21 protein-coding genes are annotated in these 22,183 nt (G+C 45.4%); 16 read left to right on the top strand and 5 right to left on the bottom strand.

Annotated elements, in window-relative coordinates:
* Positions 1-3: 3 nt before the first annotated feature.
* From rsmI to mscL, 3 genes are read left to right on the top strand one after another with little or no spacing between them, the layout of a single operon-like run.
* Positions 4-906, top strand: a complete 903-nt coding sequence (gene rsmI, locus CJ190_RS07555; protein ID WP_070597966.1) for a 16S rRNA (cytidine(1402)-2'-O)-methyltransferase — start codon at positions 4-6, stop codon at positions 904-906.
* Positions 903-1,940 carry a YdcF family protein gene (locus tag CJ190_RS07550; protein ID WP_070597949.1) on the top strand — a complete coding sequence of 346 codons (1,038 nt, stop codon included), beginning with the start codon at positions 903-905 and terminating at the stop codon, positions 1,938-1,940. The genes rsmI and CJ190_RS07550 overlap by 4 nt, the downstream gene beginning before the upstream one ends.
* 31 nt (positions 1,941-1,971) lie before the next feature.
* On the top strand, positions 1,972-2,340 hold the full coding sequence (gene mscL / locus CJ190_RS07545; protein ID WP_070597948.1) for a large conductance mechanosensitive channel protein MscL: 369 nt from the start codon (positions 1,972-1,974) through the stop codon (positions 2,338-2,340).
* Between the two features lie 88 nt (positions 2,341-2,428).
* Here mscL and CJ190_RS07540 read toward each other — a convergent pair whose 3' ends face one another.
* Together CJ190_RS07540 and CJ190_RS07535 are read right to left on the bottom strand one after the other, a co-directional pair.
* A complete protein-coding gene (locus CJ190_RS07540) occupies positions 2,429-3,529 on the bottom strand; it encodes an NAD(P)/FAD-dependent oxidoreductase (protein ID WP_070597947.1) in 1,101 nt (366 codons plus the stop codon).
* Positions 3,526-4,554 carry a hypothetical protein gene (locus tag CJ190_RS07535; RefSeq protein WP_070597946.1) on the bottom strand — a complete coding sequence of 343 codons (1,029 nt, stop codon included), beginning with the start codon at positions 4,552-4,554 and terminating at the stop codon, positions 3,526-3,528. The genes CJ190_RS07540 and CJ190_RS07535 overlap by 4 nt, the downstream gene beginning before the upstream one ends.
* A 184-nt stretch (positions 4,555-4,738) precedes the next feature.
* Between CJ190_RS07535 and CJ190_RS07530 the strand changes: the two genes are divergently transcribed.
* Complete coding sequence (locus CJ190_RS07530) at positions 4,739-5,890, top strand: pyridoxal phosphate-dependent aminotransferase (protein WP_064292600.1); 1,152 nt, start codon at positions 4,739-4,741, stop codon at positions 5,888-5,890.
* A gap of 397 nt (positions 5,891-6,287) precedes the next feature.
* Here the strand turns inward: CJ190_RS07530 and CJ190_RS07525 are convergent, their stop codons facing one another.
* Together CJ190_RS07525 and CJ190_RS07520 are read right to left on the bottom strand one after the other, a co-directional pair.
* The gene (locus CJ190_RS07525) at positions 6,288-7,655 is read right to left on the bottom strand and encodes an HD domain-containing protein (RefSeq protein ID WP_064293168.1); all 1,368 of its coding nucleotides are present in this window, start codon (positions 7,653-7,655) and stop codon (positions 6,288-6,290) included.
* A gap of 6 nt (positions 7,656-7,661) precedes the next feature.
* On the bottom strand, positions 7,662-8,522 hold the full coding sequence (locus tag CJ190_RS07520; protein WP_064293169.1) for a lipoyl protein ligase domain-containing protein: 861 nt from the start codon (positions 8,520-8,522) through the stop codon (positions 7,662-7,664).
* Positions 8,523-8,702: 180 nt separating this feature from the next.
* Here CJ190_RS07520 and CJ190_RS07515 point away from each other — a divergent pair, with 180 nt between their 5' ends.
* The 6 genes from CJ190_RS07515 (at position 8,703) to CJ190_RS07490 (ending at position 14,769) form a co-directional block, all read left to right on the top strand.
* On the top strand, positions 8,703-9,143 hold the full coding sequence (locus CJ190_RS07515; RefSeq protein WP_082888681.1) for a DUF1934 domain-containing protein: 441 nt from the start codon (positions 8,703-8,705) through the stop codon (positions 9,141-9,143).
* A gap of 48 nt (positions 9,144-9,191) precedes the next feature.
* Positions 9,192-9,833 (top strand): DNA-directed RNA polymerase subunit delta, encoded by a 642-nt coding sequence (gene rpoE / locus CJ190_RS07510; protein WP_064293171.1) that lies wholly within the window; start codon positions 9,192-9,194, stop codon positions 9,831-9,833.
* Between the two features lie 1,069 nt (positions 9,834-10,902).
* On the top strand, positions 10,903-12,168 hold the full coding sequence (locus tag CJ190_RS07505; protein WP_013668528.1) for a UDP-N-acetylglucosamine 1-carboxyvinyltransferase: 1,266 nt from the start codon (positions 10,903-10,905) through the stop codon (positions 12,166-12,168).
* A gap of 30 nt (positions 12,169-12,198) precedes the next feature.
* Positions 12,199-13,500, top strand: a complete 1,302-nt coding sequence (gene rho / locus CJ190_RS07500) for a transcription termination factor Rho (RefSeq protein ID WP_064293247.1) — start codon at positions 12,199-12,201, stop codon at positions 13,498-13,500.
* Between the two features lie 104 nt (positions 13,501-13,604).
* Complete coding sequence (locus tag CJ190_RS07495) at positions 13,605-13,871, top strand: type B 50S ribosomal protein L31 (RefSeq protein ID WP_013669986.1); 267 nt, start codon at positions 13,605-13,607, stop codon at positions 13,869-13,871.
* 190 nt (positions 13,872-14,061) lie between these two features.
* Complete coding sequence (locus CJ190_RS07490) at positions 14,062-14,769, top strand: class A sortase (protein WP_064293246.1); 708 nt, start codon at positions 14,062-14,064, stop codon at positions 14,767-14,769.
* Positions 14,770-15,228: 459 nt separating this feature from the next.
* Here the strand turns inward: CJ190_RS07490 and CJ190_RS07485 are convergent, their stop codons facing one another.
* Positions 15,229-15,939, bottom strand: a complete 711-nt coding sequence (locus tag CJ190_RS07485) for an SMI1/KNR4 family protein (RefSeq protein WP_101562083.1) — start codon at positions 15,937-15,939, stop codon at positions 15,229-15,231.
* A gap of 70 nt (positions 15,940-16,009) precedes the next feature.
* Here CJ190_RS07485 and CJ190_RS07480 point away from each other — a divergent pair, with 70 nt between their 5' ends.
* The 6 genes from CJ190_RS07480 to CJ190_RS07455 all read left to right on the top strand — a co-directional run bounded on the left by CJ190_RS07480 (position 16,010) and on the right by CJ190_RS07455 (position 22,015).
* The gene (locus tag CJ190_RS07480; RefSeq protein WP_064293244.1) at positions 16,010-16,783 is read left to right on the top strand and encodes a hypothetical protein; all 774 of its coding nucleotides are present in this window, start codon (positions 16,010-16,012) and stop codon (positions 16,781-16,783) included.
* 2 nt (positions 16,784-16,785) lie between these two features.
* Positions 16,786-17,856 (top strand): D-alanine--D-alanine ligase, encoded by a 1,071-nt coding sequence (locus tag CJ190_RS07475; RefSeq protein ID WP_064293243.1) that lies wholly within the window; start codon positions 16,786-16,788, stop codon positions 17,854-17,856.
* 4 nt (positions 17,857-17,860) lie between these two features.
* Positions 17,861-19,249 (top strand): UDP-N-acetylmuramoyl-tripeptide--D-alanyl-D-alanine ligase, encoded by a 1,389-nt coding sequence (locus tag CJ190_RS07470; protein WP_064293248.1) that lies wholly within the window; start codon positions 17,861-17,863, stop codon positions 19,247-19,249.
* Positions 19,250-19,380: 131 nt separating this feature from the next.
* On the top strand, positions 19,381-20,907 hold the full coding sequence (locus CJ190_RS07465; protein WP_064293242.1) for a DEAD/DEAH box helicase: 1,527 nt from the start codon (positions 19,381-19,383) through the stop codon (positions 20,905-20,907).
* A gap of 13 nt (positions 20,908-20,920) precedes the next feature.
* Entirely contained in the window at positions 20,921-21,277 is a 357-nt protein-coding gene (gene acpS / locus CJ190_RS07460; RefSeq protein WP_064293241.1) for a holo-ACP synthase, read from the top strand.
* A 141-nt stretch (positions 21,278-21,418) separates the two neighbouring features.
* The gene (locus tag CJ190_RS07455; protein WP_064293240.1) at positions 21,419-22,015 is read left to right on the top strand and encodes a DUF2179 domain-containing protein; all 597 of its coding nucleotides are present in this window, start codon (positions 21,419-21,421) and stop codon (positions 22,013-22,015) included.
* The last annotated feature ends 168 nt before the right edge of the window (positions 22,016-22,183 follow it).

The following is a 22,183-nucleotide window of genomic DNA, read 5'->3' as shown; positions in this document are numbered from 1 at the left end:
TCCATGCAACAACAAAAAAGTTTTGCCAATGAAGAGACTCAGGGGAATCTTTATTTAGTGCCTACCCCGATTGGTAACCTGGAAGACATGACCTTCCGGGCTCTTAAAGTCCTCCAAGCGGTGGACTTGATCTTGGCTGAAGATACTCGCCACACACAAAAATTATTGAATCACTTTGAAATTGATAAGCCACAAAAGAGTTTTCATAAGTATAATACCCAGGAGCGCATCCCTGAAATTCTCTCCCTTTTGGCAAGTGGCAAGAACTTAGCCCAGGTCAGTGATGCTGGTATGCCAGTAATTTCTGACCCAGGAAGTGAATTGGTCCAAGCCTGCCTAAAAGCGGGTATCCCAGTGATCCCTCTGCCAGGGGCCAATGCGGCCTTGACCGGGCTGGTTGCTAGTGGACTAAAGAGTGAGGCTTTTACCTTTATTGGTTTCTTACCCAAGAAGGCTAAGGACCGCCGCCAGCAATTAATGACCTATCAAAATGCTGGAGAAACCCTAATGATCTACGAGTCCCCCTACCGGATCAGTCAGACCATTGAGACGGCCATTGAAGTCTTTGGTCCCGACCGGCCAGCTTGTGTGGTCCGGGAATTGACCAAGTCTTATGAAGAATTTAACCGGGGCTCCTTGGCTGAATTAGGCACTTATTACCAGGAAAACCCCGCCGTCAAGGGGGAAATTTGCTTTTATATTGAAGGAAATCCCCATCCCAAGTCAGCGGCGGAACAGTTACAGGCAGGGATTGACCACCTGCCTCTCAAAGGCCAAGTCGAGTGGTGGATGGAAGAAGAAAGGCTATCCTCTAAAGAGGCCATTAAAAAAGTGGCCAAGAATAAAGGCTTAAAGAAACAAGAAGTTTACCAGGCCTACCACGAAATCGGTGGGGAGGCCCCATGATTTTCTACCTAGGAGGTGGTTTACTTCTTGCCATCGCTTTATTACTCTTTATTCTTGCCCCGCGTAATTTGTGGGATTCTTGGATTGCTAGTCTGGGACTCATTATTCTTTTTTACGCCATGGGAAAAGACCCGAACTTTGCGGAATCCCAATGGCTGTCCCTAATCTTTCATGGGATAGAGGGCTTCGTCAATTACATTGCCCCTTCCTTACTTTTAATTTTTGGACTGGCCATGTTTACCTATGCCTTGTCTCTCTTTCAGGAAGAACATAGTTACCTCCAGCTGGTCATCGGACTGAGTCTGGCGGCTTTCCTAATTCTAGTGGGCTTTGTGCATTATTATGTCCGTTTCAATCCCGAACTGATTGCGGATAAGCACTGGCTGCATATTTTAGACTTTGTGGTGGCCTACTATGTCTTACTTTTGATCAACTTTCTGGTCAATTCTTTGAGACTATGGCTGATTGAGGATGATCGCAAGCAGGATTATATTATTATTCTAGGCTGTTTATTTAATAGTGATAATACTGTCTCCCGGATGCTAAAGATGCGCTTGGATGCATGCTTAGCCTATGTGGGACGTCAGAAGTTCCTCTACCATCACATTCCCATCCTCATTGTTTCTGGGGCAGCCACGGTATCTAAGAGTGACTGGTCGGAAGCTGATGTTATGGCCCAGTACTTGAAAGACCAAGGCATCCCTGAGGATAAGATTTGGCGAGAAGACCAAGCCACCAACACCCATGGTAACTTTGCCTACAGTAAGCAACTGATCGAGCGGGTCCAACCTGTCAAGAGCGCTCATATTGCTTTTATTACCAGTGCCTTCCATCTTTATCGGAGTCAACTCTATGCCAACCTGGAAAGCCTCTACCAAGTCACCGGTTTTGGGGCCAAAACCACACTGAGAGAAACCTTCAAACATGGAATTAGAGAGTTTGTCGCCATCTTATTTATGCACCGCAAGTTGCACTTATTGATGACGGTGGTCATGTTTGGAATCGGTTGGCTGAATTATATTCATTTTGATTAAGAGTTTTTTTATCTAGAGAGGAGATTATGATATGTTACAAGAATTTAAGGCTTTTATTGCTAAGGGGAATGTGATTGAATTAGCCGTCGGGGTTGTTATGGGGACTGCCTTCACCGCTATTGTGAACTCCCTGGTTAAAGATATTTTAACGCCTCTATTAGGGATTATTTTAGGCAACATCGACTTGTCGGCTTATAGCATTGAAGTTGCCGGCGCCACATTTGGTGTAGGGAACTTTGTTAACGCTATTATTTCTTTCTTATTAATTTCTCTGGTCTTATTCTTTATTGTTAAAGCCTTTAGCCACTTCAAACATGAAGAAAAGAAAGCGGAAGCAGCTAAAGCAAGTAATGAAGAAGTCTTATTAACGGAAATTCGTGATTTATTAAAGAACAAATAGAAATTCAGACGGAAAGCGACTCGACTCGTTTATTGTAGGCAAATAAAAAGCGAAGCTAGTGCAATGGCTAGTTTCGCTTTTTATTTGATTAGCATTTAATGTAGTTTTCAACCGGGTAGTCACTGGGATCGAGCTGTAAACCGCTGCCTGTGACCATAGCGGCGAGTTCGTGGCCGATAATGGGCCCGGTGGTTAAGCCGCTAGAGCCTAGGCCAGAAGCGACATAGATGTGGTCATATTTAGGCAGGGGCCCGTAAAAGGGGGCAAAGTCGCTGGTATAGGCCCGGGTGCCGACCTTGAGGGCTTGGTAGTTTGAAAAATCAATGGCGGGCAGTAAGTCCTGAGCCGTTGTCATGATTTCCTCTAAAGCGTTTAGGTCGGGAGTCAGGTCAAAGCCTTGGTCATTTTCATGCGTGGCCCCTAAGAAGAGGCGTTGGCCCTGGTGAGGAATGATGTCCGCTTGACCCTCAGGCATAATTAGCGGCCATTGTTCAGCCTGACTGATATGGTCGTAAACCAATAATTGACCCTTTTGAGGCCGGATATCCACACTTTCTGTGTATGGGGCCAGGATTTCTCCTAGCCAAGCGCCTGCTGCGATAATGACCCGGTCATAGCTTTCTTCTTGAATGATGACCTGGGTTGAATGAATGGCGTCAATGGAGACCGCTTCAGGGATAATAGTCAGTCCCTTAGCTTGGGCTGCGCTGAGTAGTTCTTGGCAGAGTAATTCGCCGTCAATAACGGCCGCTCCAGAATCAATTTGAATCAGGTCCTGGTCATAAGTCCAAGGAGCTAGGGCCGAATGAGCCTGGCTAGGATTTAGGCGACGGATCTGACCAATAAGCGGGGCCTTTTCCTTACGACGGTTAGCGATGGCCATGAGTTCATCAAGCATTTTTTCCCGCTTTTTCAAAAGCCAGGTCGTCCGTTTTTGGTAGGCCTGGGAAGTGATGCCTGCTTGGGATAAATCGCTGATCAATTGGGGGTAAAAATGGGCCCCGGCATTGGCCATCCGGTACCATGGCTTATTGCGACGCTTGGAGAACCAGGGGCAGATAATGCCGGCTGCTGCCTTAGTGGCCTGACCCATGCCACGATCGTAAAGGGTGACTTGGCAGTCAGTCTGGCTAAGATAAAAGGCAGTCACCGAACCGACAATTCCTCCACCAATGATCGCTATTTTCATTCTTGATCTTCCCCTTTCTTATCTTTTTCACTGTCTTGGTCATGTTTTTCTTGGCGGGCAGCCTTGAGCTTGGCTTCTTTTTCAGCCTTGGCCCGCTTTTTCTTTTGCGACCGGTAGGAAGCCCGACTGATCAGTGGGGTATTGAAGAGTAAGGTCTCCCAAATTCCGGTCCGATTCGTCCTGTCTTCCTCAATTTCAAGGTCATCAGCCTCTAAGGCATGGCCATGTCCGCTAGCCAGACGGACATCATCATCGTTTTCTTCTTCCTGGTCATCATCAAGATCTTGCTTTTCCTTGTCTGGGCTAGCCAAGGCCTTGTCATAGATTAGGTAGCCACTGGCGGTCAGGATGAGTAGAAAGACCAGCCAAATGGGGAGCTTAATGACTAAGACTTGGTAAAGTAAGGAAAAATAAGGAACTAAGCCGATGAGGAGGAGAATAATGGTAATAATGACTAAGTAGACCCAATTATAGCCTTCATTCCAAGCATCTCCGTAGTCACTGGATCGGGTGAATTGAAAGGCAAAAAAGATAAACATGATGGAGAGTAAAAGCTCCAATAAAAGACCCAGGACACTTAGGGGTAGGGGCATATTTAAAGCCTGTCCCAAAGAATGATAGACGCTGAACCCTTGAAAAAAGATTAAGAGGGCGTAAAAGCCATAAGAAATGACTAGAAAGAGTAACAGGTACTTAGTCAGGGTGTGGGGTTGGTCATGGATAGTGACTAAGTGGTGCCTTCTGATAATCTGGCGGGCATAGGCCTCGGCATCATTCGGAAAGAGGTATTTGGGTAAGAGATGGCGGGTTTGGGCCCCTTCCAAACGGTCAAGGAGTTGGGTCAGGTCTTCATCGATTGTCAGTTGGGGTTCGGCATGGGTGTAGAGATAGGCCTGGCACTGGAAGAAGTACTGCCGCCAAGGTTGGTCGAGGTCTTTAGCCCGTTTTTGATTGCTTTGGTAGACCTTTCTGGCTTGGTCTTTTTCTTTTTTTAGCGCTGCTTTTTCTTCACTGGTTTCAAACACGTCTATTACTCCTTTATTAAAAGCATCATTATTAGCTATATTTTAAAGGAAGTCAGTCAAAATAGCTACTCCTCAACTATAGCGAGGAATTTTTATATTTTCCGCCACTTCATATTTTCTATGCTATAATAATCAATAAAAATTTATATATCTAATGTTTTCTAAAGGAAAGGAAGGATTTTTTGTGAAAATAAATCATCGTTACTTAAATACAGCCCCCTCTATTATTCGCGAGTTTGCTGAAACTTTTGCCCAAATTGATGGTCTACTTCCCTTCACGATCGGGGAGCCTGATCTTAATGCCCCTGAAACGGTTAAAGACGCCATCAAAAAGGCTCTAGATGAAAATAAGACCCACTATGCATCGGCTAAGGGGCTTGGAGAATTGGTCGAGGCCATCGTTGCTTATTTTAAACGTACCCAAGATCTTGATTTAAAAGCTGATAATGTGATTATTACCAATGGGGTCACCGAAGCTGTAAAGATCGCTATGGATGTTTTCATTAATGAAGGCGATAAAATTATTGTTCCTTCTCCTTTCTTTGGCCTTTATGAAATGACAGCAGCGATTGCGGGGGCAGAATTGGTAACCTTAGATACCAGCCAAACCGACTTCAAGTTAACCCCTAAGGCCTTGGAACGAAGCTTGGACGCTAACCCAGAGACGCGTTTAGTCCTCCTAAACTACCCTAATAATCCGATTGGGAATACCTATACCAAGGATGAAATTCGTGAATTAGCCGAAGTGATTAAACGCTATGATGTCTTTGTCATTAGTGATGAAATTTATTCAGACATGATCTATGACCAAGACCATTATTCCATCTACAACGAAATCCCCAACCAAACCATCTATCTCAATGGTCCTTCCAAGAGTTACGCCATGACCGGACTTCGGATTGGTTTCATCCACATGCCTGATGGCTACGTGACCCAAGGCTTGGTTTCCCACCAAACCATGGTTACCAGCGTGTCTACCCCTGATCAACACGGGGCCATAGCTGCCTATAATGAGTGTGATGACTTCGTCGTGGAAGCCCGTGATAAATTTAAGAGTCGCCGCGACCTGCTCTTAGAAGAATTACCTAAGATTGGTTTAGAATTTGTTCACCCAGCTGGAGCCTTCTATATCTTTATCAAGGCACCAGAATCATATCATGGTGATGACAAACAATTTGCCCTTGACCTAGCCCACCAAGCCAAGGTCGGGGTGATACCAGGCTTTGCCTTCGGTAATGCCGGTAAAGGCTATGTCCGTTTCTCCTACGCCTCTTCTTACGAATCCATTCAAGAAGGATTGAAACGTTTAAAAAACTTTGTTGACCAATTAGGTTAAAAGGATGTGAGGAAGGATCAGGGAGGGAGATTCCTTGGAGAAAAAGATGATAAGATCAGCTTGCTGATCGTTCAGCTTTTTTGAAAGGACATCCCCTCACCCTTCCGAGCTCAACTTCAAGGCTGGCGTCTGAACTCAACTAGAGTGTGACGGGTGTACCAAAGATCGATAGAGCTACGCATACTATATCTGTAACTCGCTAAAGCTTCGAACAGCTATAGCAACTGGAGCTAAAGAGCAAAAATTCTTGAAAAGAATTTCTTGCACTTTAGTGAAGTGGAGATCGATCTGCACCCGGAACACGTTTTGACTAGAGTGTGACAAGCTCCCATGAAACCATAAGCTAAAAAATAAGCCTTCCCACATCAAGCGGGGAAGGCTTTTTTAACTTGTTAAACTAATCTAGGGCTTTTAATTTACCGGTCTTGGTCATGTCATGGATAGCCTTTAAATCAGGTTCAAAGAGGCTGATCTTGTCATGGTTCTTCCCGTAGTAGAGTTCATTAGGGAAATAGAGGCGCTCATCACCTAGTTCTTGGCCGGTAAAGGCCCGGATGAGCTGGCTGGCTTCCGACAGTTCTATAATAGTCCCGTCTTTTTCCAATAATTCAATCTGGGTCCGGGGGTTCTTTTTGCTGGGGTCATAGAGGTCATAGGGCAGGTCATAGTTACTGTTATAGGCAGTATAGTAGTTAATATCGTAGCCCATTTGTCCAATCTTCTCTTGGAGATCTTGGGCAGTTTCTGCTTGAGCATTGGAGTCAAAGGTGACCGACTTAAAGGGCTTACGGTTGATGAAACGCTTGGACAAGTCCACCAGAATCGGGTCATCACTGGTTAAGATCCAGTGTTGGAAGTAGGTTTCCATCACCCCATCATCGACATGGAGGTAGTCGGTGAGGTCCCACTCATTTTTCAAAAAGGGCACCAAGAGTGGCGAGTGCTTGATAAAGTACTTGGGATTGTCTTGGTAGAGGTCTTTAGCCCGTTTTAAGAGGCGGTTGAGGATCATTTCCATGGCCCGAGAAACCGGGTGGAAGTAGACCTGCATATACATTTGATAGCGGCTGACAATATAGTCTTCCACCGCATGCATGCCGGCATAGTCAAACATAATCCCTCCCTGGTAAGGACGCATGACCCGTAATATCCGTTTGAGGTCAAAGGCCCCATATTCAGCCCCGGTAAAGTAGGAGTCTCTTAAGAGATAGTCCATCCGGTCGGCGTCGCATTGGCTCGAAATCAGTTGGACCACTTGGGGGTTGGGGTAGCTGTGGTTGATGACGGCAGCTACTTTATTGGGAAAATCAGGAGAAACGGTAGTCAAGATTCGGTTGACCTCCGTCTCAGGGGACATGATGATAGCCCGGGTGACGGCTTCATGGTCAGTACCAAAAAGTTTTTCAAAGGTGTGGGAGAAGGCACCGTGGCCGATATCATGGAGGATAGCAGCACAGAGAACCACTAGGCGTTCTTGGTCATCCCACAAACCGTCGCCTGGCTCTTGACTGGGATAATTGCGTTGGAATTGGTTGACAATCCGGCGGGCAATTTCATAAACCCCCAGGCAATGGGCAAAACGGGTGTGGTCCGCCCCATGGAAGGTAAAGCTGGTTGTGCCTAATTGTTTAACCCGGCGCAGGCGTTGGAATTCCTTGGTATTAATAAGGTCTAAAAAGATTTGGTGTTGGATATGGATATAACCATGGACCGGGTCACGGAAGACTTTTTCCCGGATCCGGCGGTTAGCTTCTTCAAATGACATAAATAACTACCTTCCTTCAGTTAAACGTTGGTTACGTTTGATCATGCGTTGGACCTGGTCATGTAAAATCTTTTGATCTAAAGCCGCCAAGTCGATCTCTTCAAAGTAAGTCCCTAAGTCTTGGCTAATGACTTCTTCAAAGGCCTCGGTCACTTGGTCTGTGCTTTGGAGTCTGGGCAGGCTCGCCTTGAGGTTGGCCATGCTGTCGGGGTTAATGATAGGGTACTTGGTTTTTGTGGCTTGGTCTTGCTTACCTAGTTGGTAGAACTTTTTCACCACTTGGCCGCGGTAATCTTGTTGACCGTAAAGGGAGAGGTAAGTAAAGATTCCAATGGCTCCACCAATCCGTCTTTGGGCAATACCGGCAATTTTTTTACCTGCTAAGCTGACATCAAATTTACCCGGGCAGTAGGAATCACTCACTTCTCCGGTGGTTAGTTGCAGTTGGTAGGGGGCCAGTAAGTCCTGGAGGAGTTGGACCTTGATTTGGTAGGCCTGGTCAATACTCAGCTTATCGGGATAACTATGGGGACCCAGGTGGAGGGTATAATTGACTACCCCAGGTTCACTAATGACCGCCAAGCCCCCGGCCGGTCGCACCACCGCTTGGTAGGGGGTTTTTTCTTCGACGGCTTCCAATGCCTGATTCAGATAGGGTAGGCGGGTGTCCTGCATGCCTAGAATGAGGGTGGGGTCGGTGGTCCAGGTGTGTAAAATCAAATCGTAGGGGAGGGCTTCCTTGTTGAGGCCGTTTAATAGGTAGTCGTCAACGGCAAAAGGGAGTAAGGGCGTCTCCTTGGCGTAGTGCACATTGAGACGGGCGATTCTTAGCCTTGGCCCCTGATGAAGATAATTCTTGATTAACATGCAATCCCTCCTCAATAATTTGCCTATATTATAGCATAAAGTGAATAAACAAAGCCCCTTTCAGTGACCAGACAAGCAGGAAAAAGCCTTGACTTTATTAAAAAAATTCACCTATGCTATACTCATTGAAGAGAAACAGACTACTTTGTAAAAAACAGTGAAAGAGTGAGAGGTGGACTAATGAGTAGAATGAAGGAGACCATTCATATCCGTGGCGTCAACCACATCCAGCAGGCGGGGGAAAAGCAGGAATTGATCATCGACCAAAAAGGCACTTACTTTGCCCATCCCCACGCTTTCTTTATTGAATATGAAGAAGATTTTCAAGGAGCTAAGAGCCGGGTGCGGTTGAAGTTTGACCACAAGCAGGGCCTAACCATTAAGCGCTCAGGTCATTCTGTCCAGGCCACGATTCCCTTAGAACTGGGAAAAAGGCAGAGCTTTCTCTACCGGATCAAGGGTTTGCCTAACTTAAGTCTGTCCAGTGAACTGGACCAGATCGAGGTGGAAGAGTTTGAAGAAGGGGGCAGGATTAACTGCCACTACCGAATTTTTGAAGACTTGGACCAAGAATTGGGCCAATATCAATTGCAATTGAAATATACTTATGATGTAGTGTAAAATAGATAGAGTATGACAAATTTTTTAGCCTGAAAGGATGACGCTTGAGTGAACTTACAACGCCTAGACCACCAAAATAAGGAGGAGCTATCTTTATTAGAAGTGGCTTATGAAATTTTGGCTGAGAGTAATGAAGTTTATGATTTCAATCAATTATTAGCAGCTGTGCAAGAATATCTTGACTTGACCGATGACCAAGTGGCTCAACGCATGGTCACCTTCTATACCGAATTAAATACTGATGGAAGTTTCATTTCCTTGGGTGAAAACCGCTGGGGCTTACGGGCTTGGTACCCAATTGATTCCATTAACGAAGCCATTGTTTCTTCCATGGATGATGAAGATATCAAAGAAAAACATAAGACTTCCCGTCGTAAGAAAGTCAACGTCTTTGATGAAGGCAATGAGGACATGATCGACTACAATGCCGATGACCCAGAAGATGTTGATGCTTATGAAGCAGACTTTGATGATGAAGATTACGACGAAGAAGACTATGACGATGTCGACGTGGATGACGACGATGAAGATAGTGACGAAAATGACGAATTGAAAGATTATCAATCTGACTTGGATGAGTTAGGTGATGATGAAACCGAAGATGACTTAGAAGATGGTCTGGAAGGCGACTTAACCATTCTCGATGATGAGGACTTGGAAGACGAAGAGGAAGACGACCACGACTTCTAAATATCAGAGTGCGACAGTCACGCCAGAGGACGAAAACACTGGAGAAAACTGTTATAAGCTCAGCTAGCCTGAGCTTTGACAGTTTTTGAAGTGGACGTTCGTCCTGTGACTGGAGCATGTTTAAGCGTGTGACTAAAGTTAAGAAGGCTGGTATAAAAACCAGTCTTTTTTGTATACCCAGCTCCCCTCTTGACGCGCTTGTCGCACTCTATCCAAACCTGCTCCAAGCGCGAGGTGAGCTCCATTTCAGAAGTCTTTGCAAATCCTCTTTGAGGATTTACTGCAAACTTCTTCCAATGGTCTCCCCTCTTTTTGCGCTTGTCGCACTCTCTAGTTGAGTTCGGAAGGGGTAGGGGATGTCCTTTCAGAAAAGTTGAACGATCAGCAAGTTGAGTTCGAACGCTAGCCTTGAAGTCACTTCAGAAAATACCAACGCACAGACTTGCTGTACTTATGGTATTTTCTTCCAGTGATTCAAGTCTTTGGTGGCGTCCTCACATCCTTATATCTGATCTTATCATCTTTTCCTCCAAGGAATCTCCCTCCCTGATCCTTCCTCACATCCTTTACAAACCTACTCGCTGACAAAAGTGAACTCCGCTTCAGAAATATTTGGCAATCCTTTTCAAGGATTACCGCATATTTCTTCCAGCGTTTCACTTTTTGTCGTCAGCTCGCACTCTTCTTTCCTTCACAAAGTTTTTTTAGGAAGTGGATCGGGAGTTTTTCAACTTAGCTGTTAAAAAGGCTAAATTTTTTATTAAGAATTTTTTGACGGATTTTACCAGGGCTTTAACTGCTGGATGAATTTGTGATCGATTTCATTAGTTGGAGCTTATTTTGATTGAAAGGGCATTAGGCTTGATACCAAGGGCTTTTAGGGAGAGAAAGGAATTAAAACAGAATTTATTTTTACTTTTCCTAAGAAAAAGATTTAAGCCAGAATAACTTAAAAGCTCGAATACATCGATATAGACTGACTTGGTATTTTAGTATACAATAAATCAGTATAATTATTTTACCCCCCAATCCTCAAATCCTCACTTGTGAAAGGAATTTTATCAACGAAATGAAAAAATTTATTATCGAAGGCGGACGACCACTTAGCGGAGAAGTGTTAGTTTCTGGGGCTAAGAATAGTACTGTGGCGCTGATTCCTGCTGCTATTCTGGCAGATAGTCCTGTTGTCTTAGAGGCTGTTCCAACGATTGATGATGTTGATTCGCTGATTAGTATTTTAAGAGATTTTAATGTCAGTGCTGATTTCCAAGAGCACGTCCTACGTATTGACCCCAGCCAGATGGAAAATATCCCCATGCCCGAAGGAAAGATCCAAAGTTTGCGGGCTTCCTACTATTTTATGGGGGCCTTACTGGCTAAGTATGGTGAAGGCACCGTGGGGCTACCGGGTGGGTGTTCCCTCGGCCCCCGTCCTATTGACCTCCATATTAAAGGTTTTGAAGCCCTAGGCGCTAAAATTGAAAGTGAAAATGGGGCCATCCACTTTTCCACCCCTAATGGCTTAACTGGGGCCGATATCTATCTGGATGTCGTTAGTGTTGGAGCGACTATTAATATTATGTTGGCGGCTGTCAAGGCTAAGGGCCAAACGGTGATCGATAACGCTGCCCGGGAGCCTGAAATTATTGACGTGGCTACCCTCTTAAATAAAATGGGGGCTAACATTAAAGGGGTAGGGACCTCAACCATCCGGATTGAAGGGGTTGACCACTTACACGGGGTCAGCCATGCCATTATCCCAGACCGGATTGAAGCCGGGACCTATCTCACTGCCGCTGCCTTAGTTGGCCAAGGGGTTTATGTGAAGAACGTGATCTTTGAACATATTGAAGGTCTAGTGGCTAAGATGGGCGAAATGGGCGTCAAGATGGATGTCTATGAAGACAAGATCTATGTCCACCCCCAAGCCGATGATTTGGAGATGGTTAATATCAAAACCGCTGCCTATCCCGGCTTTGCCACGGACCTCCAGCAACCTATTACCCCACTCCTGATTACTGCCCATGGAAGTGGCGTGATCGAGGACACCATCTATCCTAAACGGGTCAACCATGTTCCTGAATTACAACGGATGGGAGCAGATATCCATGTGGTAGATGACACCATCCATATCAAGGGGCCTAAGTCCTTAACCGGTACCAAGGTCACCGCTTCTGACCTCAGAGCAGGGGCTTGTTTGATCAATGCCGGCTTGGCTGCTTCTGGACGGACCGACCTCTACGGGGCTGAGCATATCCTGCGGGGTTACGATAACATTTGTGAAAAATTACAGAAATTAGGAGCCAAGATCGACCTGGTTGATATCGACGACTAAGGGCCTTTACTCCTTTAAGAAAGGGTGCCTATGACTAAGAAGAAAGCAAAATTTGAAAAAGATGAGCTCTTAACCTGGGAAGATCTGGAAGGCCTCACCCTCAAGCAAATCTATGACTACGCCAAGGAATATAAGATTCCTTACTACAGTCAAATGAATAAAAAGGAACTGATTCTAGCCGTTATCCGGGCCCAAGAAAAGAGCCAAGGCTATTTTTCAGTGGAGGGCATCCTGGATATTACCGGTAATGAATTTGGTTTCTTGCGCCCGATTAACTATTCCCCCAGTCAAGAAGATATTTATATCTCTAATTCCCAGATGCGCCGCTTTGGCTTACGGAATGGGGACCTAGTCTCAGGGACTGCCCGGCCACCCAAGAATAATGAACGTTATTTGGGCTTGATGCATGTCTATGGGGTCAACGGCAAGGATCCTGAAGAAGCCAAACAGCGTTCGCACTTCCCAGCTTTAACGCCTATCTACCCTGACCAGGCCTTGCGCTTAGAATCGGCACCTAACCGCCTATCGACTCGGATGATTGACCTCATCGCTCCGGTCGGTTTTGGCCAACGGGGCTTAATTGCGGCCCCTCCCAAGGCTGGTAAGACCGTCCTATTAAAAGAAATAGCCAATGGTATCAGTGAAAACTACCCGGAGGCAGAATTGATTATTCTCTTAATTGATGAACGCCCCGAGGAAGTGACTGACCTCGAGCGCAGTGTTCAAGGGGAAGTGGTCAGCTCGACCTTCGACCAAAAACCCGACAACCATGTCCGAGTAGCTGAATTGGTCTTAGAACGGGCCCGACGTTTGGTCGAAGATAAGCGGGATGTCATTGTCTTGATGGATTCCATCACCCGTTTAGCCCGGGCCTATAACTTGATTGAACCGCCTTCTGGTCGGACCTTATCCGGAGGATTGGATCCGGCTGCCTTATATGGTCCCAAGCGCTTCTTTGGTTCCGCCAGAAATATTGAAGATGGCGGATCACTGACCATCCTAGCTACCGCCTTAACCGATACTGGGTCGCGGATGGATGATATGATTTATGAAGAATTCAAGGGCACCGGCAATATGGAATTACACCTGTCCCGGCAACTGGCCGAGCGCCGGATTTTCCCCGCCATTGATATTAAGAAGTCAGGCACCCGCAAAGAAGAACTGCTCTTAAGTGACCAAGCCCTAGAAGCCCTCTGGCAACTCCGCCAAGGCATGCAGGGGAATAGCCAAGAGTATACCGAGAGCTTCATTCATGAGTTATCGCAAACCAAGACTAACCAACAATTTATCGAACGCTTGGCTTCTTTTGGTCAAGCTTTGAAAGAAAAATAAAAAAGTCTTGAAATCAAAAAAACTCTGTGATAGTATATTGCTGTTATGTAAAAATAATCTCTAAATTGAAAAAGATTTAGGGCGCAAAGGAGAGTAGACGACTAATGAAACAAAATATCCATCCAGATTACCATCCAGTCGTTTTTATGGACACAAGTACAGGTTTTAAATTCCTATCTGGTTCCACAAAAACTTCTGATGAAACCGTTGAATGGGAAGACGGTAACACCTATCCATTGATTCGTGTGGAAATTTCTTCCGACTCCCACCCATTCTATACCGGACGTCAAAAATTCACCCAAGCCGATGGACGTGTGGACCGTTTCAACAAGAAATACGGTTTTGCCGACGCCAACGCCAAGAAAGACTAATAAGATTACAAGAAGGAGCTTGCCATTCATGTCAAGCTCTTTTTTTATGCCTCGTGACTTTCGCCTGAAATTTTTAAGGATTTACTTAAACTTTTCTATAAAAGTCTTTACTTCAACTTCCTGACTTGTTTTTTTATAAAAAGTGGGTAATAATTAGAACGATTTCGTTATGCCAAATAAAGGAGTTATTATGAAAAAGATTAACTGGAGCCGCATATTGGGAATTCTCCTGATTCTTGTAGGAATCGGTTTTATCATTTACCAATACGTTCCCGCTGTGCAAGTGTATATTAACCAAAAAACTTATGCCCTAAGCAATGTCGACCGTGACCAAGTTCTCAAGAACCAGGAAGATAACTCAGGAAACTACGACCCTAACCAAGTGACTATGGTAACCCCTGAGATGGTCCGGGCTGCTCGGAAACGGATCCGCGAAGGCAGTGACGAACTCAATGTGATCGGCGCCTTGGCTATGCCCAAACAAAATATTTCGATTTCGGTGATGAATGGCTTAAGTGAGAGTGTTCTTTTAAGTGGAGCAGGGACCTTTTACCCCAACCAAGAGATGGGGGTCAATAACTATCCCTTGGCCAGCCATAATATGGATGCCATTGCGCCAGGCTTGTTGTTATCTCCCATGGTGGAAAATACTTCTTTAGGGGATAAAATTTACTTGACTGATATGAAGAACATTTATGAGTATGAAACCTTCTATGCCCAACAAACCGATCCTAGCCGGGTAGACATGGTCACGCTTGAATCCAAGGAGCCGATAGTGACCTTGGTGACTTGTGAAGAATCCACTTCCGCTGCCATGCGTTATATCGTCCAAGGCAAGCTGGTTAAACAATGGCCTTTTGAAAAGGCACCTAAAGAAGTGATTGAATACTTTAGTTAAGAAGCTTCTTAACCCAAAAATAAAAACTGCCTCCTGTCGTATGGACAAGGGGCAGTTTTTCTATCTATTGATATTTTTACTGTATTCCAAAAGCATAAGGAATGCTCATCGATTGCTTTGATAAAGAAGTTAATTACATAAATAAACTTCTAATTAATAAACCGATGATTAAACCCACCACAAAAATTAAAATATAGCGCAGGGTATTGTTATTATTCTCTTTCATAAGTTTTCCTCCTTAATGAATGGCTATTTATCACTTAAATGTTACATCCTTAGCCTAACAAAAAAACAGCGCTTTCAAAGAATTTCACTCAGTCCGTATCTAAGCCCTCCTGGCTAGCTTGATAGGAATAAAAAGTTTGGCCTTAGATACCAATAAAAAACACCTTAAGAAAACTTGATTGAAGCAGTCTTCTTGAGGTGTTTTATCGTCGGATTCGAGCGGTTGTCAGTGATTTATTTATTTTCCAAGTCTTTGAGGTAGGCCCAGGCCAGGTCACGGTAGCTTTCCTCTGGGTGCTGACTAAAGTAGGTGACCCATTTTAAAAACCAGGTCTGGTTAGGATGGCGTTGGTAGCGTTGAAGGAGTCTGTCTAAATCAGCCGAACCATTGACATGGAGAAAGGCGGCATTAGCCCGGTGGTAGCTATCGATCGGGGGCGCGGGTAGGGGAAAGTGCCGTCTTTGTCCCAGACTAAGAAAAGTTTGAAAGTCTTCAGCCAGTAGGAGTTTTTGTCCTGTGGCAAAATTCTGATAGTAAACTTTAGGCTCACTCCGGCTTTCCCTTAAGTCTTTGGGAAAGGCCAGGTAGGCCACTGCGGCTTGATCTTCATAGAAGATAATCTCATGGTCGTCTAATTCCTTTGAAAATTGGAAGGTCGCTTGGTCCAAGAGATTGGGTACCAGGTAGGGGCGGTTGACAGGTCTGGGATAAAGCCCGGCGATATAGGGAATATAGACGGCATCCAGGGCATCAGGACTGGGTTTAGGGCTTTTGAAATAGCCTTTAGAGCTATAGCCACCATTAACCTGGTTGACTAAGTTGTGGTAGGCAATAGGGAGGTCATGGACCATGATCGCTCCTTTGATGGGTGTTTGTGAGAGATAAGTATAGTAATGTTTTTGGAAGGGGAGGGCGAGCAAGTGAATATTATGAGCGCCTTTCATAAAAAGATGTGTCACTCCTGTCTAAAGTTTGGTATCATTATATGGTACTGTGAGGAGGGAGCTGGTGGTTATGAATTATATTTATATTTTGCTTGATCCAACAAGTAATCATGTAACCAGTCGTGGTCTGGGGGTTTTGCACCTGAAAAAGGCCATGAAGAAGTTGCCCCGTAATTTAGTGCTCCTGTCTAGCCCTAAAGATATGGGCTCCTTTGATGATTATACACGTTTTGAACTGATTCGCGGAGAAAAAAGCGTTTCTGATTTCTTGATTGAACAGGAAAGCGTGGCTAATCCCCATGTCAAATGGATCGATTATGATTCTCAGGAGTTACTGCATCAGTTAGATCCCGGTGAAATTGCCGAAATGCTCTATTTGAGTCATGCCAACCGGCACTGGCATTCACCCTTCTTCTATAAATTACAGAATAATTATGTCTGCCTACCCATGGAAAATCATCTGGTAAAGGTTTATTATCGCTATATCAATGAATTTTTCTATCAATTGGCACTTAGAATTAAAGCCTGTGTGGAAGATAGCGGGGTAGGCAAGCGGTCACTGTTTTTCTTAACTAGCTCTTTAAGCACTAAGGAAATTCCCCTCCCCTCACTGGAAACCATAGAAGAATTACGACCCTTGCTTTATGAAGGGGCTATTTTTGATTTTTCCCAGGTGGATTGGGCCCGGCAAAGTGACCTAGTTATTCCGATTTATTTGGCAGAGGACCAAGTGGATGAAACCATCAATCGACTATCAGAGGCAAAGTTATTAGCCAAGCTGACCTATGATTCAGCGAAGGGTTGGTCGATTAAAGAACTTTCGAACGAAATATTTGGAGGCTAATTATGAAGATTGTCTTACTATACGGAGGACAAAGTGCTGAGCATGATATTTCTATTATGACGGCGCAATCAATTATCAAGCATATTAATTATCAAAAGCACACCTTGTTGCCTGTCTATATCACTCAGGACAACCAATGGATTAAGGGGACGGCGATTGACCAAGCGCCGGAAGCGGACCTTCCGCTCCGTTTTAATCCTGCATTGGACGCTAATGACCCTGAACACGGCGACTTAGTCAGTCCTTGTCAGGTCTTTAATGGGGAAGAAGTCATCGCCTTCCCAGCCTTACATGGTCCCCACGGAGAAGATGGTAAGATTCAAGGCTTATTTGAAAGTTTGAATGTACCTTATGTGGGCGCGGGTGTTCTAGCTAGTGCAGCGGGCATGGATAAAATTATTTCCAAGCAGCTCTTCCAACAAGCCCAAATTCCCCAAGTGCCTTTTACCTCATTGACACATTTTGAATGGGACCAAGAACGGGCCAAAAGCCTCACCCGGATTGAGGGGGAATTGGTTTATCCGATCTTTGTTAAACCGGCTAACCTAGGGTCTAGTGTGGGGATCTCCTGCGCTAACGACCGGGAAGAATTAATCCAAGCCATTGAGCTGGCCTTTAACTATGACCGCCGGGTAATTGTGGAACAAGGGGTGGAAGCTCGTGAGGTCGAAGTGGCCGTGCTCGGTAATGATGCTATTGAAACGTCAGTGGCTGGGGAAGTGGTCAAGTCGAAGAGTTTCTATAACTATGAAGAAAAATACATCAATAATACCGTCGAATTAGCCATCCCTGCCGACCTACCTGGTGAGATTATGGATAAGATCCGCGCTTATGCTGCTAAGGCCTATGCTGCTATCGATTCTAGTGGCTTAACCCGGGTGGACTTCTTTGTCACCCATAATATGGATATTTACATCAATGAAGTCAACACCATGCCTGGTTTCACCCAATGGTCCATGTATCCATCCTTATGGGAAGCGACTGGTATTCCTTATGACCAATTGCTGGAAAGATTAATCCAATTAGCCTTAGAACGTTTTGAAACTTATAAAGGATTGAAAAATGAGCAGTGATCAGATGAAAGCATTAGCCATCAATGAGATTGTCAAAGCCGTGGCGGCTGTGGACTATGACTCCACAGCCGCCCATAACTTCATTACATCGGTAGCCTTTAATTCTAAAGAAATCAAGCCAGGGGGCTTGTTTATTCCCTTGAAAGCTGCCCGGGATGGCCACGATTTTATCCAAGATGCCATCGACCATGGTGCCCGAGCCACCTTGTGGGCCAATGATCCCGCCGATGCGCCTAGTGAGATCCCGGTCATCCAAGTGGAAGACACCTTCACCGCCTTTGTTGACCTGGCCAAATACTATCTGGGTCTCATCCAACCTAAGGTGATTGCCGTTACCGGTTCCGCTGGCAAGACCACGACCAAGGATATGACCGCGGCTACCTTATCAACCACCTTTAATGTCTATAAGACCCAGGGTAATTATAATAACCAACTAGGGGTTCCTTTTACTATCCTCTCCATGCCGGAAGATACTGAAGTCCTGGTAGTCGAAATGGGGATGTCAGGACCTGGTGAAATTCGCTTCCTCGCCCAACTCTGTCCCATGGATGTCGCGGTGATTACTATGATCGGGGAGAGCCATATTGAATTTCTCGGCTCACGGGAAAATATTGCTAAGGCCAAGCTCGAAATTCTAGAAGGCTTAAAGGAAGACGGTACCTTTATTTACCCAGGCGACGAACCCTTGATTGACCAAGCGGTGGTCGACATGCCGGAAATCAAAAAGATCCGGGTAGGCCTGGATGAATCTGAGGATGTCTATGCCGAAAATATTGTTAACGAGCGCGAGCATACCCATTTCTATACCAACTTATCCCCTAATGTAGAGTTATCCATTCCTGTGAGTGGTGATTATAATGTGAAGAATGCCCTGATGGCCTGTGCGGTAGCCTATAGCCAAGGCTTAGCGGTGGAACAAATTAAAACACCCCTGAGTCAGTTTAAGCTAACGGCCAACCGTAGTGAGTGGTTGCTGGGTAAGGATGACATCCAAATTCTCAACGATACCTATAACGCCAACCCCAGTGCTATGCGGGCAGTCATCCGTAATTTCTCCCAATTAGAACGTCCCGCTGTCACCAGCCACAAGGTTCTGGTCTTAGGGGATATGTTAGAATTAGGTAAGTACAGCGCCAGCATGCATGCCAGCATCGCTGAGGAAATTGATAGCCCTCAAATTGACGGAGTTTATCTCTATGGTAAAGAAATGCAAGCCTTGGCCCAAGCCCTCCAGGAAAAGGGTTTCCCTGAAGATAAGATTCATTACTATCCTGAAGATAAAGCGGCTTTAATTGAGGATTTACTGGCCCAAGTTCACCCCCAAGACCAAATTCTGGTCAAAGCCAGCCATGGTATGGGACTGGCCGAAGTCGTTACTGCCTTAAAAGCTTAAGGCTAAAAACACTTTAACCAGCAATTTTATGCAATCCGTGCTATACTAGAACAAGTGAATACAGCAAGAACATAAGAGCTCGCCTTATGCAGGCGACTCTTTTTTAATAATAAGGAGGAATCTCTTCGTTAATGAAATTTGAAGAACTTAATTTAGATCCTAGACTGCTCCAAGCGGTCAAGAATATGGGCTTTGAAGAAGCCACCCCTATCCAAGCACAAACCATTCCCTACGCCTTAGAAGGGCGGGATGTTTTAGGTCAGGCCCAAACTGGTACCGGGAAAACCGCTGCTTTTGGCCTACCCCTCTTAGAAAAAATCGACCACCATACCGACCACATCCAAGCCCTGGTGATCGCGCCAACCCGGGAATTAGCCATCCAAAATGGCCAAGAACTTTACCGGCTAGGTAAGGAAAAAGGCGTCCGTACGGTCAATGTATACGGTGGGGCCAATATCCGCCGGCAAATCCATCAAATTAAAAAAGGCGCCCCAGTCGTTGTGGGAACGCCGGGCCGGTTAATCGATTTAATGAAACGCAAGGTCTTAAACTTAAACTTTATCGAAACCTTGGTCCTAGATGAAGCCGATGAAATGCTTAATATGGGCTTTATCGAAGACATTGAAACCATTATCCGCGCTACTCCGTCTAACCGGCAAACCTTGCTTTTTTCAGCCACCATGCCCAAGGAAATCCAACGCATTGGTGAGCACTTCATGCAAGACCCGGTAACGGTTAAAATTGAAGCCAAGGAAATGACCGCAGATACCATCGACCAGTACTTTACCAAGTGCCATGACCGGGAAAAATTTGATCTTTTAACCCGCTTTATTGATGTCAGCCATGCCAAACTGGCTATTGTCTTTGCCCGGACCAAGCGTCGGGTGGACGAAGTTAGTCGCGGGCTGATTGAACGGGGCTACCAGGCTGAAGGCATCCATGGGGACCTTTCCCAGGAAAAACGCTCGAGCATTATGAAGGACTTTAAAGACGGCCGCTTGGAAATTTTAGTGGCTACTGATGTGGCTGCCCGTGGTTTAGATATCAGTAATGTGACCCACGTCTATAACTACGATATCCCCCAAGACCCTGAAAGCTATGTCCACCGGATCGGCCGGACCGGACGGGCAGGTAAGGGCGGTATGTCGATTACCTTTGTCTCAAACCATGAAATGGGCTACCTGCGTACCATTGAAAACCTAACCCACAAAAAAATGTCTCCTCTCCGTCCACCAACGGAAGAAGAAGCCTTCACGGGTCAAGTTAAGCAATCTCTAGCTGCGGTTGAGGAACTCTTAGAAGAAGACCGTGATGACCAATACGAAGAAGTGGTCAACTACCTCAGCGAAAACTATACCGCGGAACAATTAGCCTTGGCCGTGGTTCGCTCCCAAATGAAGGATAAAAATGATGTCAAGGTGTCCATCACGCCTGAACGGCCTTTAGGGCGGAAACGTTCTGATAAGAACCGGGGCAAGTCCCACTCTAAAAACCGAGGCCAGCATAAGGGGAGAAATCACCACTCCAAGCAAAGACCTAAAAACAATAAAGGCCAAGGCAAGTCTAAGCATACCGGCAAGAATAAGCGCAACCAGGCTAAGAAAGGCAACAAGCCAGCTAGAAACCAATCCACTAAGCAATCATTTACCATTCGTTAAAGGATAGTGGCTGATGATTAAAGGGATAGGTACTGACTTAGTTGACATCAAACGGATTGAAAAAGCGCAAAAGCAGCGCCCCGATTTTGCCAGTCGGGTTTTAACGGCAAATGAACGAGAAGCCATGGAAGCCAATAGTAGCTGGAAGCGGCAGATGGAATTTCTTTCGGGCCGCTGGGCAGCTAAAGAAGCCTTTGCTAAGGCCTTGGGGACGGGGATTGGCCTGGCTCTATCCTTCCAGGACTTAGAAATATTAAATGACCCAAAGGGACGTCCTTGCCTGAACACCGCCGTCTATTCGGGCAAGATTTTTCTCTCGATCACCCATACCGATGACTATGCCCAAGCTTTTGTGGTCTTAGAAGAATAAAGGATGCTAGAACTACAGTCTCCGGCAACATTTTGCCGACTGGCTGTAGTTTTTTCTTTGTTTATTAATATTGCTTTTTTATTTATTATTTCTTTAATTACAATCTGATCTGTGCTAATTTTACTAGGGAGGAGGAAGGTTATGAACCTGTATATTTTACTTTTTATCTTTGGAATTAACTTAATTTACATTATGCTCAATACTATCCGCACCTTGTTAGCTATGCGGGGTTATCGGTCCATTGCGCCCTTTATCGCCATGATTGAGGTGACTATCTATACCATCGGGCTTTCTGTAGTGATGAAATACCTGGAAACTCCGATCTACCTGGTGGTTTATGCCCTAGGTTACGGGATTGGGATCTACCTGGGCATTCTCTTAGAAGATAAGATTGCCCTGGGGCATGCAGTGATTCAGATTTTTACCCAGTCAACCGATAATCATTTGGCCCAAAGCTTGCGCCAACAAGGTTATGGGGTGACGGTTCAGACCGGTTACGGCCGGGATGGCGACCGCTTAATCATGACGGTCTTAACTCCACGGTCACGGGAACAGCAAGTCTGCCGGACTATTGAAGCCATTGATCCCAAGGTCTTCTATATCTCCTATGATGCCAAATATATCCACGGTGGTTTTTGGACCAAGCGCTTGCGTCCCAGTCTTCCCCATCCAAGTAATCCGATAAAGAAAAGGGCTGAAAAGCAAGAGGAGAATGAAAGAAAGGTCAAGGAAGACTAGGTAAATGCAGACCTCTTGGCCAGAACTCTCCGCTGACGAGGCCTGACCTTGTGTGGGATTAGAAGAATAAAATAGTAGACAGCATGCTTTCTGTTATTTTTTAAGAGCCCCTAGAGTCAAACTTGAAAAAGTAAACGACTCTCGGGGCTTTTCCTATTTTCTGATTGA

Origin of the sequence: Aerococcus loyolae, from assembly GCF_002871915.2 — a bacterium.
GTDB classification, from domain to species: domain Bacteria; phylum Bacillota; class Bacilli; order Lactobacillales; family Aerococcaceae; genus Aerococcus; species Aerococcus loyolae.
Note: the sequence above shows the minus strand (reverse complement) of the source record. Positions and strands in the feature narration are given on the sequence as shown.